The organism is Bartonella sp. CL266QHHD, from assembly GCF_042195355.1.
Taxonomy (GTDB): Bacteria; Pseudomonadota; Alphaproteobacteria; order Rhizobiales; family Rhizobiaceae; genus Bartonella.
Window position 1 is genome coordinate 38,052 of sequence record NZ_JBHIOD010000046.1, and the last position, 13,945, is coordinate 51,996.

At 37.3% G+C, this 13,945-nt stretch carries 14 protein-coding genes; 3 read left to right on the forward strand and 11 right to left on the reverse strand.

Features of this window, described 5'->3' with window-relative positions; translation table 11 throughout:
- Positions 1-13: 13 nt before the first annotated feature.
- From ACFIK7_RS06240 to rpe, 10 genes are all read right to left on the reverse strand, one after another.
- Entirely contained in the window at positions 14-1,270 is a 1,257-nt protein-coding gene (locus ACFIK7_RS06240) for a multidrug effflux MFS transporter (RefSeq protein ID WP_375643190.1), read from the reverse strand.
- Positions 1,271-1,341: 71 nt separating this feature from the next.
- Positions 1,342-1,674, reverse strand: a complete 333-nt coding sequence (gene grxD, locus ACFIK7_RS06245; protein ID WP_375606638.1) for a Grx4 family monothiol glutaredoxin — start codon at positions 1,672-1,674, stop codon at positions 1,342-1,344.
- Between the two features lie 98 nt (positions 1,675-1,772).
- The gene (locus ACFIK7_RS06250; protein WP_273791183.1) at positions 1,773-2,006 is read right to left on the reverse strand and encodes a BolA family transcriptional regulator; all 234 of its coding nucleotides are present in this window, start codon (positions 2,004-2,006) and stop codon (positions 1,773-1,775) included.
- Positions 2,007-2,065: 59 nt separating this feature from the next.
- Positions 2,066-4,276, reverse strand: coding sequence for a phosphoribosylformylglycinamidine synthase subunit PurL (gene purL / locus ACFIK7_RS06255; protein WP_375663106.1), 2,211 nt, complete (start codon positions 4,274-4,276; stop codon positions 2,066-2,068).
- Positions 4,277-4,568: 292 nt separating this feature from the next.
- Positions 4,569-5,240 (reverse strand): phosphoribosylformylglycinamidine synthase subunit PurQ, encoded by a 672-nt coding sequence (purQ, locus tag ACFIK7_RS06260; RefSeq protein ID WP_375657887.1) that lies wholly within the window; start codon positions 5,238-5,240, stop codon positions 4,569-4,571.
- An 11-nt stretch (positions 5,241-5,251) separates the two neighbouring features.
- A complete protein-coding gene (gene purS / locus ACFIK7_RS06265; protein WP_375654565.1) occupies positions 5,252-5,491 on the reverse strand; it encodes a phosphoribosylformylglycinamidine synthase subunit PurS in 240 nt (79 codons plus the stop codon).
- Positions 5,492-5,571: 80 nt separating this feature from the next.
- The gene (gene purC / locus ACFIK7_RS06270; protein ID WP_273791179.1) at positions 5,572-6,336 is read right to left on the reverse strand and encodes a phosphoribosylaminoimidazolesuccinocarboxamide synthase; all 765 of its coding nucleotides are present in this window, start codon (positions 6,334-6,336) and stop codon (positions 5,572-5,574) included.
- Between the two features lie 173 nt (positions 6,337-6,509).
- Positions 6,510-7,058, reverse strand: coding sequence for an RBBP9/YdeN family alpha/beta hydrolase (locus ACFIK7_RS06275; protein WP_375631257.1), 549 nt, complete (start codon positions 7,056-7,058; stop codon positions 6,510-6,512).
- 68 nt (positions 7,059-7,126) lie between these two features.
- A complete protein-coding gene (gene purB / locus ACFIK7_RS06280) occupies positions 7,127-8,434 on the reverse strand; it encodes an adenylosuccinate lyase (protein WP_375631281.1) in 1,308 nt (435 codons plus the stop codon).
- On the reverse strand, positions 8,434-9,120 hold the full coding sequence (gene rpe, locus ACFIK7_RS06285) for a ribulose-phosphate 3-epimerase (protein ID WP_375663107.1): 687 nt from the start codon (positions 9,118-9,120) through the stop codon (positions 8,434-8,436). The genes purB and rpe overlap by 1 nt, the downstream gene beginning before the upstream one ends.
- A gap of 145 nt (positions 9,121-9,265) precedes the next feature.
- Here rpe and ACFIK7_RS06290 point away from each other — a divergent pair, with 145 nt between their 5' ends.
- Entirely contained in the window at positions 9,266-9,805 is a 540-nt protein-coding gene (locus tag ACFIK7_RS06290; RefSeq protein ID WP_273791175.1) for a flavin reductase, read from the forward strand.
- Positions 9,806-10,123: 318 nt separating this feature from the next.
- On the forward strand, positions 10,124-10,540 hold the full coding sequence (gene dksA / locus ACFIK7_RS06295; protein ID WP_015856486.1) for an RNA polymerase-binding protein DksA: 417 nt from the start codon (positions 10,124-10,126) through the stop codon (positions 10,538-10,540).
- A 51-nt stretch (positions 10,541-10,591) separates the two neighbouring features.
- Here the strand turns inward: dksA and ACFIK7_RS06300 are convergent, their stop codons facing one another.
- The gene (locus ACFIK7_RS06300; RefSeq protein WP_375663108.1) at positions 10,592-11,068 is read right to left on the reverse strand and encodes a hypothetical protein; all 477 of its coding nucleotides are present in this window, start codon (positions 11,066-11,068) and stop codon (positions 10,592-10,594) included.
- Between the two features lie 212 nt (positions 11,069-11,280).
- Here ACFIK7_RS06300 and ACFIK7_RS06305 point away from each other — a divergent pair, with 212 nt between their 5' ends.
- A complete protein-coding gene (locus ACFIK7_RS06305; RefSeq protein WP_375663109.1) occupies positions 11,281-13,815 on the forward strand; it encodes a response regulator in 2,535 nt (844 codons plus the stop codon).
- Positions 13,816-13,945 lie beyond the last annotated feature (130 nt).

Genomic DNA, 13,945 nt, shown 5'->3' on the forward strand with positions numbered 1-13,945 from the left:
TTCATAGTAATATTTATTCGTTAGGATTACTATGATATTGTCTAAAAAGATGACCACGTTCAGCCCATAAGACGAGAAGTATGGCAGTGAGACTCAGAAAGAAAAATCCTGCTGAGTTTGGGATGGTTGTTTCATCAAATTGTTGGGCAATAAAAAAGCTAAGTCCTGCACCGATAGATGTTTGAAGAAAGCCGGATACAGAAGAAGCTGTTCCAGCTATTTCTCCTACAGGTTCAAGAGCGAGTGTATTGAAATTGGCCATAATACCACCGCAGGTAAACATTAATATACAATATAACGTCATATAAAAAGGAAAAGGGATAACACCACCTGCTAAGATGGACCCAATAAACCAAATGCATGAAGCGGCACAAAAGAGCAAAAGCATAGTATGAGCAATACGCCGCATTCCAAGGCGTCCAACGAGTTGAGAGTTAAAGAATGATGATAGAGCTTGAAATGCAGCACCAACTGCAAAAGCAATAGGGAACCAAAGTCCTAGATTATAGATCCCTTCATATGTTTGTTGTGATGTATTAACGGCGGTAAAGATACAGCCTAAAATAATGGAAGTTGCAAGTGTATAGCAAAGTGTTGTGCGATTGGTTATCACAATCCATAAGTTGTGTTTAACTGAAAAAAAGGAAAGAGAGCGTTGCGTATAAAGAGTTTCAGGCAAGCGCAGTTGAATCCAAATCATCAGTCCTAAACCAATCATTGCCATGAAAATAAAAATATATTGCCAATGTCCGAGCAGTAAAATGATCTGTCCTGTTGCGGGACCAACCATTGGTGCAACAAGAAAAACCATCATAACAATAGACATAACTTCTGCCATTTTTCGACCACTGTAAAGATCACGTACGACGGAAACTGTAAGAACCCGCATAGCAGCCCCTCCAATACCTTGCAAGATACGTAAAATAAGCAAGAGAGAAAAATCAGTTACAAAGGCACAGCCAATCGCTGTAAATGAATAAAAAGCAAGCCCGAGAAGAATAAGTTTACGTCGTCCATACCTATCGCTTATTGGACCGAAAAATATTTGAGCAATGCCATAGCTAATAAGATAACTCGAAATGATATAATGTTGATCATTTTCATTGAGAATATTTAAGCCGTCTAAAATATTGGGCATAGCTGGCAGCATAATATCAACAGCTATAGCGTTAATAGCCATAAGCGAAGCAATAAGAATAACAAATTCTTTATAGCCAATTTTGTTTCTAATCGCATCTCTATGCGTTTGTTCATCGACTGAATATGACATATGGCATCCTTGAAATAAAAATTTCGTCTGAAAACAGCTCTTTTTAAGAGTCTGAATAAAATGAAAGATACCTATGATTGATTACAGGGAATATTTTTTTCTTTCAAAAGTTCCTGTAACTCATTGTTTTGAAACATCTCTTTAACAATATCACAGCCTCCGATAAATTCACCTTTGATATAAAGCTGTGGAATTGTTGGCCAATTTGAGTAATCTTTAATCCCTTGACGCAATTCGTTAGAAGTTAAGATATTAATCCCTTTATAATTCAATCCTAAATAATCAAGGATTTGAACCACTTGTCCTGAAAACCCGCATTGCGGAGCGTCAGGTGTTCCTTTCATGAATAAAATGACGTCGTTTGTTTTAATTTCGTTGTCAATAAAATCATGAACAGTGGTCATTTTTATCCCTCGATATTTCAGATTTTTATCAGTGTGTAATTTATATCCATACTGCTTTTAATCGTATTAAATGTGTGAATGCAAGAAAAAATTTTAGATTATTTTGGGACATTTGTTTGCAACATTAAGGCGTGAAGGTCATTTCCCATATTGCCTTTAAGGGCATCATAGACCATTTTATGTTGTTGAACACGGGTTTTACCACGAAAACTTTCAGAAATAACTTCTGCAGCATAATGTTCCCCATCTCCAGCAAGATCACGAATTGTTACAGTAGCATCAGGAATGCCTTCACGAATAAGCGTTTCAATTGCATGGGCACTCATTGCCATCATTATTCTCCTATGTTGTTCATTTTTTTATAAAGGCTGTTTAAGAGAAAAAACAATTTTTATTCTTCACCCATAAATTGTGGAAACCAGTTTTCATAGGCTTTTGTGAGTTTGTCTACTGAAAGTGTTAATATCCCATCTATATTAAGGGAAGTACCCTCGACTTGACCTAGCTCTGTTAAAGAAACTGTATTGATTTGTGCACGCTCTTTAAGACTATTAAGAGAGTGAGGTTTGACGGCTAAAAGATAACGTCCTTGGTCTTCTCCAAAAAGTTCTGCATGATGGGGTGATTTATTGCTTAATTTTACTTTGATTCCTTTACCTGCTTTAATCACCATTTCAGCAAGTGCTATCGCTAATCCTCCGTCAGAAAGGTCATGGGCGGCGTGAATAAAACCACGATGTATGACATCTCGAACAAATTGACCATGCTTTTTTTCAAGTTGTAAATCTACAGGGGGGGGGGCGCCTGCATCAATATTTAAAATGTTACGTGCATAGATTGATTGTCCTAAATGGGAGCCGCAATTTCCTACTAAAACAAGAATATCTCCATTTTGCATACCACTTATTGTGACCATTTTAGACCAATCATTAAGAAGGCCTACACCTGCAATTGTGGGGGTTGGAAGAATGGCTTTCCCATTTGTTTCGTTGTAAAGAGAAACATTGCCTGAAACGATAGGAAAATCGAGGATTCTACAAGCTTCTCCTATACCTTTAATAGCAAAAACCAGCTGTCCCATAACTTCAGGTTTTTCAGGGTTACCAAAATTGAGATTATCTGTAGCAGCCAGTGGTGTTGCACCTGTCGTACTAATGTTTCGCCAGCATTCTGCGACAGCTTGTTTCCCCCCTTCATAAGGGTCTGCTTCACAATAGCGAGGTGTTACATCAGAAGAAAAAGCAAGAGCACGTTTGCTGTTGTTTCCTACACGGATAACGCCTGCATCACCTCCTGGACAAACAAGGCTATTTCCTTGGATAAGGGTATCATATTGTTCATAAACCCATCGCCGTGAACTTTGATTAGCAGAATTCAATAAGGTCAGAAGCGCATCACCAAGATTTTCAACTTTTTTGACGTCTTCTGCTTTCAAGGGTGTTTTTTTTGCCGGCTCACTCCAAGGACGATCATAAACAGGCGCTTCATCACCAAGCTCTTTGATGGGAAGATTGACAACTTCTTCCCCTTGATGAAATACACGAAAACGTAAATCATCGGTTGTTTTCCCAATGATAGAAAAATGTAGCCCCCACTTATGAAAAATTGCTTCTGCTTGCTTTTCTAGTTCTGGTTTAAGGACCATGAGCATACGCTCTTGACTTTCAGAAAGCATCATTTCATAGGCTGTCATGTTTTCTTCTCGAACAGGAACTGTATCGAGATTAAGCTGTATCCCTAAATTTCCTTTTGCCCCCATTTCAACGGCAGAAGAAGTGAGTCCTGCGGCTCCCATATCTTGAATAGCAACCACGGCTCTAAGTTCCATGAGCTCTAAACATGCTTCAAGGAGACATTTTTCTGTAAAAGGATCACCTACTTGAACAGTTGGGCGTTTTTCACTGATTGAATCATCAAATTCAGCAGAGGCCATTGTTGCTCCACCGACACCATCACGTCCTGTTTTTGCACCAAGGTAAACAACAGGGAGTCCAATACCTTGCGCTTTAGAATAAAAAAGGGCGTTTGTCTTTGCAATACCGGCGACAAAAGCGTTAACAAGGATATTGCCATTATAACGCTCATCAAAATTTACTTCTCCACCAACCGTTGGAACGCCAAAAGAATTGCTGTAACCACCTATTCCAGAAACAACACCAGAAACAAGATGGCGTGTTCGTGGGTGATCAGGAGCACCAAATCGCAATGCATTCATAGCAGCAACAGGACGGGCTCCCATTGTAAAGACATCACGTAAAATACCACCAACACCTGTCGCTGCACCTTGATAAGGTTCAATATAAGAAGGGTGGTTATGGCTTTCCATTTTGAAAACAACACATTGTCCTTCGCCAATATCGACAACACCAGCATTTTCACCAGGTCCTTGGATGACACATTTTCCTTCTGTCGGAAGAGTTTTTAGCCATTTTTTAGATGATTTATAGGAACAATGTTCGTTCCACATTGCAGAAAAAATTCCTAGTTCAGTAAATGTTGGTTCTCTACCGATTAACGTCAGGATACGTTGATATTCATCTTCTTTTAGCCCGTGTTGTGCAATGAGTTCTGGTGTAATAGTGATGTTATTGCAAGGCTTCATGAGTATTTATCCGTCAAATTAATCGAAATTTAGCATTTTTATTTTTTTAACCTAGCAGCTTATATTATAAACAATAATGTTGTTTAATAATAAAAATATTTATAGACAGTAAGCTGAAGATTTTGTCCGTTTGTTTGGTGGGATTTAAGACTAAAAATGGTCTTAAATAATTATGTGTTTAGAAAATAATATCCATTGTTGTTTGTGAAGAGCTTTGTTTATAGATTTACGATGCGAGAAATGGTATAAGTCCTTGTTTTTTAAATTATGGAGCGCGAGTATTTTTGCAGCATTATCCATTTACTAACTCTAAAGCACTTTGAAAAAGTAAACGACCGTCAGTACCTCCATGGGCGGGTTCAATAAAGTTTTCAGGATGGGGCATCATACCAAGAATATTACCAGTTTTATTAACAATACCAGCAATATCTTTCATTGAGCCGTTCGGGTTTGTATTTTCTGCATAGCGAAAAACAATTTGTTCATTGTCTTCCATTTGTTTCAATGTTTCACTATCAATAAAATAATTTCCGTCATGATGGGCAACAGGACAACGAATAATTTGTCCTTTAGAATAATATCGAGAAAATTTTGTCTTGGCGTTGACGACTTCAAGTTTGATTTCACGACAAACAAACTTTAAAGAAGCGTTACGCATTAAAGTACCGGGTAATAATCCTGCTTCCAACAAAATTTGAAATCCATTACAGATACCTATAATTGTCGTACCTTCTTGTGCTTTTTCACGAATGGCTTTTAAGACGGGAGTTCGCGCTCCAATCGCACCACATCTTAAGTAGTCGCCATAGGAAAAGCCACCAGGAATAATAATAACATCTACATCTGGAATTGTTGTTTCTGTTTGCCAAATTTTTAGTGGCTCAACTCCCGTTATATGATGTAATGCTGCAACCATATCTCGATCACGATTTAATCCAGGAAGTTGAATGATGGCAGTTTTCATGAGCGTTTCACTTAAAAAAGTTCGATTGTATAATTTTCAATGACAGTATTTACGAGTAACTCTTCACACATTTGTTCAAGTTTTTTCTTTGCGGTTTCAGAAGGTAGTTCATCAAGAACAATATCAAAAACCTTTCCTTGACGAATGGATTGAATGCCTTCGAAAGCTAAACTTTTTAAAGCACCGACAATTGCTTCTCCTTGTGGATCAAGAACGCTTTCTCTTAAAGTAACTGTAATGCGTGCTTTCATTTTTTGCTTCCTGCTTTTTTAAAGAACCTCTCCTTTGAAAGAGGGGTATTTATATAAGGTGATGTTTTTTTACCTTGTTTTTACTTTACGAGAACGGGACCACTTGGTCGTGTTGGTTCATTTTCATTCATAATACCAAGACGTTTGGCAACTTCTTGATAGGCATTAATAAGCCCACCCATATCACGACGAAAACGGTCTTTATCCATTTTTTCTTGTGTGTGCATATCCCATAGTCGTGCAGAATCAGGAGAGATTTCATCAGCAAGAACAATGCGCATCGTTTCATCTTCCCACAGGCGACCAAATTCCATTTTAAAATCAATTAATTGGATGTTAACACCGGCAAAAAGCCCAGAAAGAAAATCATTAATACGAATTGAAAGTTGCATGATATCTTCTATCTCTTGTGGGACAGCCCACCCAAAAGCTGTGATATGTTCTTCCGTTACCATAGGATCATCGAGAGAATCATTTTTATAGTAGAATTCAATGATGGATTGCGGAAGCGGGGTTCCTTCTTCCAGTCCTAAACGCTTAGCAAGAGAGCCAGCAGCAACATTGCGAACAACAACTTCCAACGGAATGATTTCCACCGCTTTAATAAGCTGTTCGCGCATGTTTATACGTTTGATAAAATGTGTTGGGATGCCCAAACGTCCAAGATGGCTAAAAATATGTTCCGAAATTCGGTTGTTTAAAACCCCCTTTCCGTCGATAATTTCATGTTTTTTTGCATTAAAGGCAGTTGCATCATCTTTAAAAAATTGAATATAAGTCCCTGGTTCAGGTCCTTCATATAAAATTTTAGCCTTGCCTTCATAAATACGGTGGCGACGATTCATCATGATTCTCTATTTATCTTGAGAGGTTTTTAATAACATTGATAAATGATACTATCCTAATTGATAGAATTTCTCAATGATATTGCTATGATACTTTTATAATTTTTATCATTACACGTTTACCCAAAGGTGAAGATACATAAGCGATGAGAAAGAAGATCACCTCTTTTGGATCAAATTTTTGCAAGAAAGTGAGAGAGGACCATAAGCCCTTCAGGCCAAGGTCCGTGTCCGGATTCTGCGTTAATATGGCCAGAATACCCAGCATCAACAAAGAGTGATCCCCAATCATTGGCAATTTTTTCTGCTACTGAAAATTGACAAAACTCATCGTTGCGACTGGCTATGACAATAGAAGGAAAAGGAAGCTTTTGGCGATGATAGGGGCCAAATGTCATTAAATGTTTGGGACGTATTTTTTCATTGGCGACATCTGGAGGTGCAACAAAGAATGCGCCACAAATTTTTTCTGTATTTTGTACAGTTGCATGAATAACACTGGGAACTCCTAATGAATGAGCAATAAGCATAACAGGCCTTTGAGCTTTTGCGATGGCGGTTTTAACTTTGTTAACCCACTCTTCACAAACAGGCTTTGACCAATGGAGTTGTTCAATGCGGCGGGCTGTCGACAATTTTTTTTCCCAGCGTGTTTGCCAATGATCTGGACCAGATCCTTTGTAGCCAGGAACAATAAGAATATCGAGTTGATTTGCTCTCATGAATTGTTTTCTTTGTTACAACAGATTTTTGATCATAGGTGGAATGGATTTTGGTTTTCTATGTCGCTTTATTGTTCTTCAAAAACACGTTTAAAAATCGTATTGATATGTTTGGTGTGGTAAGAAAGATCAAATTTTTCGCGAAGTTCTTCTTCACTTAAAGCTTTGGTAACATCTTTGTCATTGAGGAGTTCTTCTAAAAAATCTTTTCCTTGTTCCCAAACTTTCATCGCATTTCGTTGTACAATTCGATAAGAATCTTCACGACTAATCCCTGCTTGTGTGAGGGCTAAAAGAACCCGTTGTGAGTGAACAAGACCGCGGAATTTATTGAGATTTTTTTGCATATTTTCTGGATAGACAATAAGATTTTCAATGACAGATGTGAGGCGAGAAAGAGCAAAATCAAGTGTAATAGTCGCATCTGGAGCAATATAACGCTCAACAGATGAATGGGAAATATCACGTTCATGCCAAAGAGCTACATTTTCCATGGCTGGGAGTGCAAATGCACGTACCATACGGGCTAATCCAGTTAAATTTTCTGTTAAAACTGGATTACGTTTATGAGGCATTGCCGATGAACCTTTTTGCCCAGGTGAGAAATGTTCCTCTGCTTCAAGAACTTCTGTTCGTTGTAAATGGCGTATTTCTATCGCTAGCCTTTCAATAGAGGAAGCAATAACACCAAGTGTTGCAAAAAACATAGCATGACGATCTCTTGGTATTACTTGGGTAGAAACTGGTTCAGCACGCATCCTCAAGGCTTTTGCTACATGTTCTTCAACGCGTGGATCGATATTTGCAAAAGTTCCTACGGCTCCTGAAATCGCGCAAGTAGAAATTTCTTCTCGTGCTGCAAGAAGACGTTTGCGACAACGGGAAAATTCAGCGTATGCAAGAGCAAACTTGATTCCAAATGTTGTCGGTTCAGCATGAATGCCATGACTCCGCCCAATAGTGATTGTCTCTTTATGCTCAAAAGCACGTCTTTTTAATGCTTCAAGAAGTTGATCTATATCCTTTAGCAAAATATCACTCGCACGCATCAATTGAATGTTCAGCGTTGTATCGAGAACATCAGATGATGTCATGCCTTGGTGGATAAAACGTGCCTCTGGTCCAATGAATTCAGCTAGGTGGGTTAGAAATGCGATAACATCATGTTTGGTAATTGCTTCAATTTCATCAATGCGATTGACATCAAATTTAGCTGCTGCCCCTTTTTCCCAAATGACTTTGGCGGCTTCTTTCGGAATAATCCCTAAGTGAGCAAGGGCATCACAGGCATGGGCTTCAATTTCAAACCAAATACGATATTTTGTTTCGGGAGACCAAATTGTTACCATTGCAGGGCGGGAATAACGTGCGATCATCATTTTTTTCCTTGTTGTGAGAGGATTGCGGCTTGGCGCAATGCATTAATACGTGTTCTGTAAAGCTCTTTATTTCCATCTTTATAAATTGCAGAGCCTGCGACAAATACATTTGCACCAGCTTTTGCAGCTATCCCAATTGTATCAACGGTGATACCACCATCAACTTCAAGATCAATAGGGCGGTTTGCAATCATGCTTTTAACGCGTTTAATTTTATCTTTTATTTCTGGAATAAAACTTTGTCCACCAAAACCGGGATTGACTGTCATGATGAGAATGAGATCTAATTGATCAAGCAAATATTCAAGTACATATTCAGGGGTGCTTGGATTGAGTGCGATTCCTGCTTTTTTTCCCATTTTTTTGATTGTTTGTAATGAACGATGAAGATGTGGACTTGCTTCAGCATGAATGGTTATAATATCTGAACCCGCTTTTGCAAAAGCTTCCAAATAAGGGTCTACTGGTGCGATCATCAGGTGGACATCAAATATTGCTTTTGTTAATGGGCGTAGAGCCTTGACTATTTCAGGACCAAAGGTGATGTTAGGAACAAAGTGCCCATCCATAATATCAAGATGAAGCCAATCTGCACCAGCATCAACAACATCTAACATTTCTTGTCCAAGTTTAGAAAAATCAGAAGCCAAGAGAGAAGGCGAAATGAGATGAGAATGGGGCATTAAAATCTCCTTGATTGGCAGTTTTTATCATATCGCTGTGTATACACAAATATCTTTTGTGTTATGACGGAAAAGAAAAAATATGTATTATAGATCTTTTTATGGAAAGATCGCTTGAAATTTTAAAGCTTTATAAGTGAAAGATATGTCGAATCATAAAACATATTTGATGCCTGAACTTCAACATAAACATACTATCGCGGTTTCTTCCCAAGAATATCGAGATGCCATGAGTCTTTTTGCAGGAGCTGTGCATATTGTGACAACAAATGGTATTAAGGGAAGACGCGGGGTGACTGTTTCGGCGTGTTGTTCTTTATCTGATGATCCTCCAACCCTTCTTGTTTGTCTCATGCGCCATAATTTAAAGAATCAGGTGTTTATGGAGAATGGAAATTTTTGTGTTAATAGCTTGGCAGGAAAGCATCGTTCATTAGCGGATGTTTTTTCGAGGCGTTGCAATTCTACACAAAATGAGCGTTTTGATGTTGCTCAATGGGGAGCTTTGCAAACGGGGGCGCCTAGTCTTTCAGACGCTCTAGCATCGTTTGATTGTCGTTTGATTTGTTGGCATGAGCACGCAACCCATTGTGTTTTGATTGGTGAGGTTGTTGCAATTAACTGTAATCAAGAAAAAGATGCTTTGATGTATTTGAAACGTGAATATCACACTTTGCCTTTATAAAGATTTTATTTTTTTGCATTGATGAAATGATTTATTGTTGCTTCATTTAGACTTTAAACAATGAATGAGAGAGTAGGGGAGGGATGGCTCTGATATCTGATATTAGATTTCCTTCTTTTTAAAGTTTTTCAATAAGCGAGAAAAATGATTCTGGATGAGATTTGATCAAGAATCCAATCTACATAAAAAAGCGATTAAACCTAAACAGTGCATTTAGACATATTCGTCAATTGTTATGAAAAAACATTTTACTCTTGTGTTGATGGGTATTGCACAATATATAGACCGCACATAGCATATGTGGAGGTTTTTTATTGCATGAGCGAAGAGATTGATGGTCAATATCGCCCTAGTGAAGATGAGCCTTTTATGAATGAGCGGCAAAAGGCGTATTTTCGTGCTAAACTGGTTTCTTGGAAGAATGATATATTAAAAGAAGCTCGTGAGACTTTGGAAAATTTGCAGGAAGAGAATGTTGGTCAACCCGATTTGACTGATCGGGCTTCTTGTGAAACTGATCGTACAATCGAATTACGTGCTCGTGATCGTCAGAGGAAACTTATTTCAAAAATAGATGCTGCTTTAGAGCGCATTGATAATGGGACATACGGTTTTTGTGAAGAAACCGGCGAGCCCATTAGTATAAAGCGTCTTGAGGCTCGGCCGATAGCCGTTTTGTCATTGGAAGCGCAAGAACGTCACGAACGACGTGAAAGAGTTTATCGCGATGATTAAAGTCATTGAAATGATAAAAAACGAAATTCGTGGTGATAAAATTGTGTATTTTTATTTTTGAGGAGTAGGAATGAATAAAGATGGTTCTTGCCGCCCCTCAATTTCGGCGGTGATTGCTGAATCTTTTACCGCTTGATTCGTAAAAGGAGAGGGATTTTTATCCGATATGTTGTTTCTTTCTGTAGGGGCGGAATTTAGATGTGTGTGTGTTTCTCTCTTTTGTATTTTAGATGTACCTGTAATATCGGATTCTACAACCACATCTGTTAATCCGCCAATAAGGAGCAAATGTTCTTTATTATCGCAACGGACTAAAACAAGGCGGCGTGCTCGATCTATAGAAATTACTTCACATAATGCTAATCGTGATAGACTTTTTTTTCTATTAATGCTGAATCTTCTCGTACTTAAACGACGTAAAAACAAGATAATTATGGTAATAGCTGTGATTGTTATTATAAAAAACAAAGAGCTTATCGTTATTTTCGCAGCAGATATACCTATTTGCTCTGATAACCAGATATACATAGATTTTCTCCCATTTTTGTGTGAAAATATCGTTTTTTATCGAGATAAATTTATAAATACACCCTTAAAAGGCTCACTTAAATACAAGAAATAAAATTTTTAACATTAAGTGAGCTTTCTTAGAAAGATAATATCATAGTATATACTTTATAACAATGAATATAAAGGAAGTTTTGTGATATAAGAAACAGCTAAATCTAAGGCAATGAGAGATGGATAAAGGTTTTGATAATAATAAAAGATCAGTGTCTTCTGTTCATCGAAGAGTTGTGATTTTTGGTGTTGTTTTTATATTAGTTTTTCTTTTCATTGTGGGTATTTTAGGTTTTTTTTATCCACAAAGCTATTTGCAAAAGGCGATATCAATATCTTTTTTGATTCTAGCAATTATCGGTGTTGCAACACTCGTTTTGTGTGGAATGGGCATTTTAAGATATCATGTGTGGTCGCATGAAGATTTTGATTTTAGCATCTTTAATAGGAGCGATGATGCAATTGTAATCTCTGATCTTTCTGGTTTTGTTTATTATTCTAATCAAAACTATCAAAAAATTCTGACCTATAAGCCTGAAGTGTCTTGTTATATGGTTATTGCTGATCTTCCAGGAGCAGATGCACTCTCGTATCGCTTAAAGGTTGCTGCCTGTAATAATCTTGCAGCGCAAGAGGAATTGAGAGTAGAACAACCAATTTTTACCGATTCTACACCAAAAAAATCTGTTTGGTATAATATTTCCGTGCAGCCTATCACAAAACAGAAAAAAAAGCTTTTATTTTGGCGTATTACTGATATTTCGCATTTACAACAAACGCGAGAAGTTTTTTTCTCGAACCTTCAAGAGGCTATCAATCACTTGGATCAAGCCCCTATTGGTTTTGTATCCGTTAATAGACATGGAACTATTCTTTATGCCAATGCGATTTTTGCCGAATGGTTTTCAATTGATTTAGCGAATTTCTCAATTGGTCAATATAATTTTGATTCGTTATTTGATAGCGTTGGCGCTAAGAGCTCATGGAGTGATATCTGTTTGCAAACCAACAGATATCAAAGTTCAGGTTACTCTTTACCTTATAGGTTTTCGTTATGTTTAAATTCACACACGACTTGTGAGAAAATATTCCATTGTCTTATATCTGTTTCTTCTCTCTTAGAAGAGGAGGCCATTTATCGTATTGTGATCATTCCACAACAAATACAAAAAGAAGAGGACGATCAATTAAAATTACCCAGTATATTAGGAGAATATTTTGATGCGAGTCCTTTTGCAATAGCCGTGGTGGATCATGCAGGGCAATTGATTCATATGAATAAAGCTTTTTCATCACTCACGGGATGTATGGACAAAGCTGTCAATTTTTATGATGTTATTTCTCGTCGTGATTGTGTGCAGTTAGAGCGTTCTTTTCAGAGAATTGCGACAAATAAAAATTATTTTGTTTCTCTAGAAACTGTTTTAGAAAAAAATGAAGAATGCCATTTACGACTCCATATTATGTCTGTACCGCCTTATCATGGTGATGCATTGCAAGATTTGCTTATTATCTCTGTGATTGAAACAACCGAACAAAAAACACTTGAAGACAAAATGATGCAAAGTCAGAAGATGCAAGCTGTAGGACAATTGGCTGGCGGTATTGCTCATGATTTTAATAATGTTTTAACAGCAATTTTAATGTCGTGTGATCTTCTTTTAAATACGCATCGTAGTTCTGATCCTGCTCATGCTGATCTGATCAATATTAAAAATAATGCTAATCGAGCAGCTGCTCTTGTACAGCAATTATTAGCTTTTTCTAGAAAGCAAACACTTCGACCTGAAGAAGTTGATTTTACTGAATTTTTATCAGATATCCGCAATCTTATTTTACCACTTTTGGGGAATAATATTCAGTTAAAAATTATCCATGGAAGAGATTTGTGGAGCGTTGAAGTTGATCAAGCATCTTTCCAGCGTGTTATTATGAATTTGGTTATTAATGCGCGTGATGCCATGTTAGATGGAGGTATTGTTACGATTGCGACAAACAATATTACAAAGCAACAAAGTGCTGAATTTAATCATCTTGGTTTAGCAATTGGCGAGTATGTGCAATTGACTATTTCAGATACAGGGGCTGGTATATCTGCTGCTATACAAGAAAAAATGTTTGAGCCATTTTTTACAACAAAAGAAGTTGGAAAAGGAACAGGACTTGGTTTATCAATGGTTTATGGAATTATCAAGCAGAGCGGTGGGTACATTTATTGTGAAAGTAAAGAAGGTGAAGGAGCAACATTTCATATTTTTCTTCCCCGTTATATCCCCAATATAAAAGGAGAAATTTCTCAAAAGATTGAAAAAGATGAAGAGAAAGATAAAAATATAGACTTAACAGGATCTGCGACTGTTTTATTGGTTGAAGATGAAGATGCGGTCAGAATGGGGGGGGTAAGAGCTCTTCAAATGAGAGGATATACGGTTTTAGAGGCAGCAAGTGGGGTGGAAGCACTCTCTATTCTTGAGGAACAAAAAGGAGAAGTTGATATTATTGTTTCCGATGTGGTGATGCCAGAAATGGATGGGCCCACTTTATTGAAGGAAGTCCGTAAAAACTATCCTGATATCAAATTTCTTTTCGTTTCTGGATATGCAAAAGATGCCTTTGCTAAAAATCTTCCACAAGATGCTGTTTTTGGTTTTTTATCTAAGCCTTTTACACTCAAACAGTTAGCTGTAACAGTTAAAGAAACACTTTCGTCATAAACAAAAATTTATGCAATAGAAAATTGCGTATTTTAAGATTTTTTAGGCGAAATACGAGAGTATTTTGATAAATAGAGCTTATGATAATGTCATAGAATTGAATAAAGAAGAAAAATTTTAAAAATGAACT

Excerpts from the sequence above, each read along its gene's own strand:
- purC (WP_273791179.1), bottom strand. The coding sequence starts at position 6,336 with ATGAATCGTCGCCACCGTATTTATGAAGGCAAGGCTAAAATTTTATAT.
- ACFIK7_RS06240 (WP_375643190.1), bottom strand. The coding sequence starts at position 1,270 with ATGTCATATTCAGTCGATGAACAAACGCATAGAGATGCGATTAGAAAC.
- purB (WP_375631281.1), bottom strand. The coding sequence starts at position 8,434 with ATGATCGCACGTTATTCCCGCCCTGCAATGGTAACAATTTGGTCTCCC.
- ACFIK7_RS06275 (WP_375631257.1), bottom strand. The coding sequence starts at position 7,058 with ATGAGAGCAAATCAACTCGATATTCTTATTGTTCCTGGCTACAAAGGA.
- ACFIK7_RS06250 (WP_273791183.1), bottom strand. The coding sequence starts at position 2,006 with ATGGCAATGAGTGCCCATGCAATTGAAACGCTTATTCGTGAAGGCATT.
- dksA (WP_015856486.1), top strand. The coding sequence starts at position 10,124 with ATGAGCGAAGAGATTGATGGTCAATATCGCCCTAGTGAAGATGAGCCT.
- ACFIK7_RS06305 (WP_375663109.1), top strand. The coding sequence starts at position 11,281 with ATGGATAAAGGTTTTGATAATAATAAAAGATCAGTGTCTTCTGTTCAT.
- purQ (WP_375657887.1), bottom strand. The coding sequence starts at position 5,240 with ATGAAAACTGCCATCATTCAACTTCCTGGATTAAATCGTGATCGAGAT.
- grxD (WP_375606638.1), bottom strand. The coding sequence starts at position 1,674 with ATGACCACTGTTCATGATTTTATTGACAACGAAATTAAAACAAACGAC.
- rpe (WP_375663107.1), bottom strand. The coding sequence starts at position 9,120 with ATGCCCCATTCTCATCTCATTTCGCCTTCTCTCTTGGCTTCTGATTTT.
- ACFIK7_RS06300 (WP_375663108.1), bottom strand. The coding sequence starts at position 11,068 with ATGTATATCTGGTTATCAGAGCAAATAGGTATATCTGCTGCGAAAATA.
- ACFIK7_RS06290 (WP_273791175.1), top strand. The coding sequence starts at position 9,266 with ATGTCGAATCATAAAACATATTTGATGCCTGAACTTCAACATAAACAT.
- purL (WP_375663106.1), bottom strand. The coding sequence starts at position 4,276 with ATGAAGCCTTGCAATAACATCACTATTACACCAGAACTCATTGCACAA.
- purS (WP_375654565.1), bottom strand. The coding sequence starts at position 5,491 with ATGAAAGCACGCATTACAGTTACTTTAAGAGAAAGCGTTCTTGATCCA.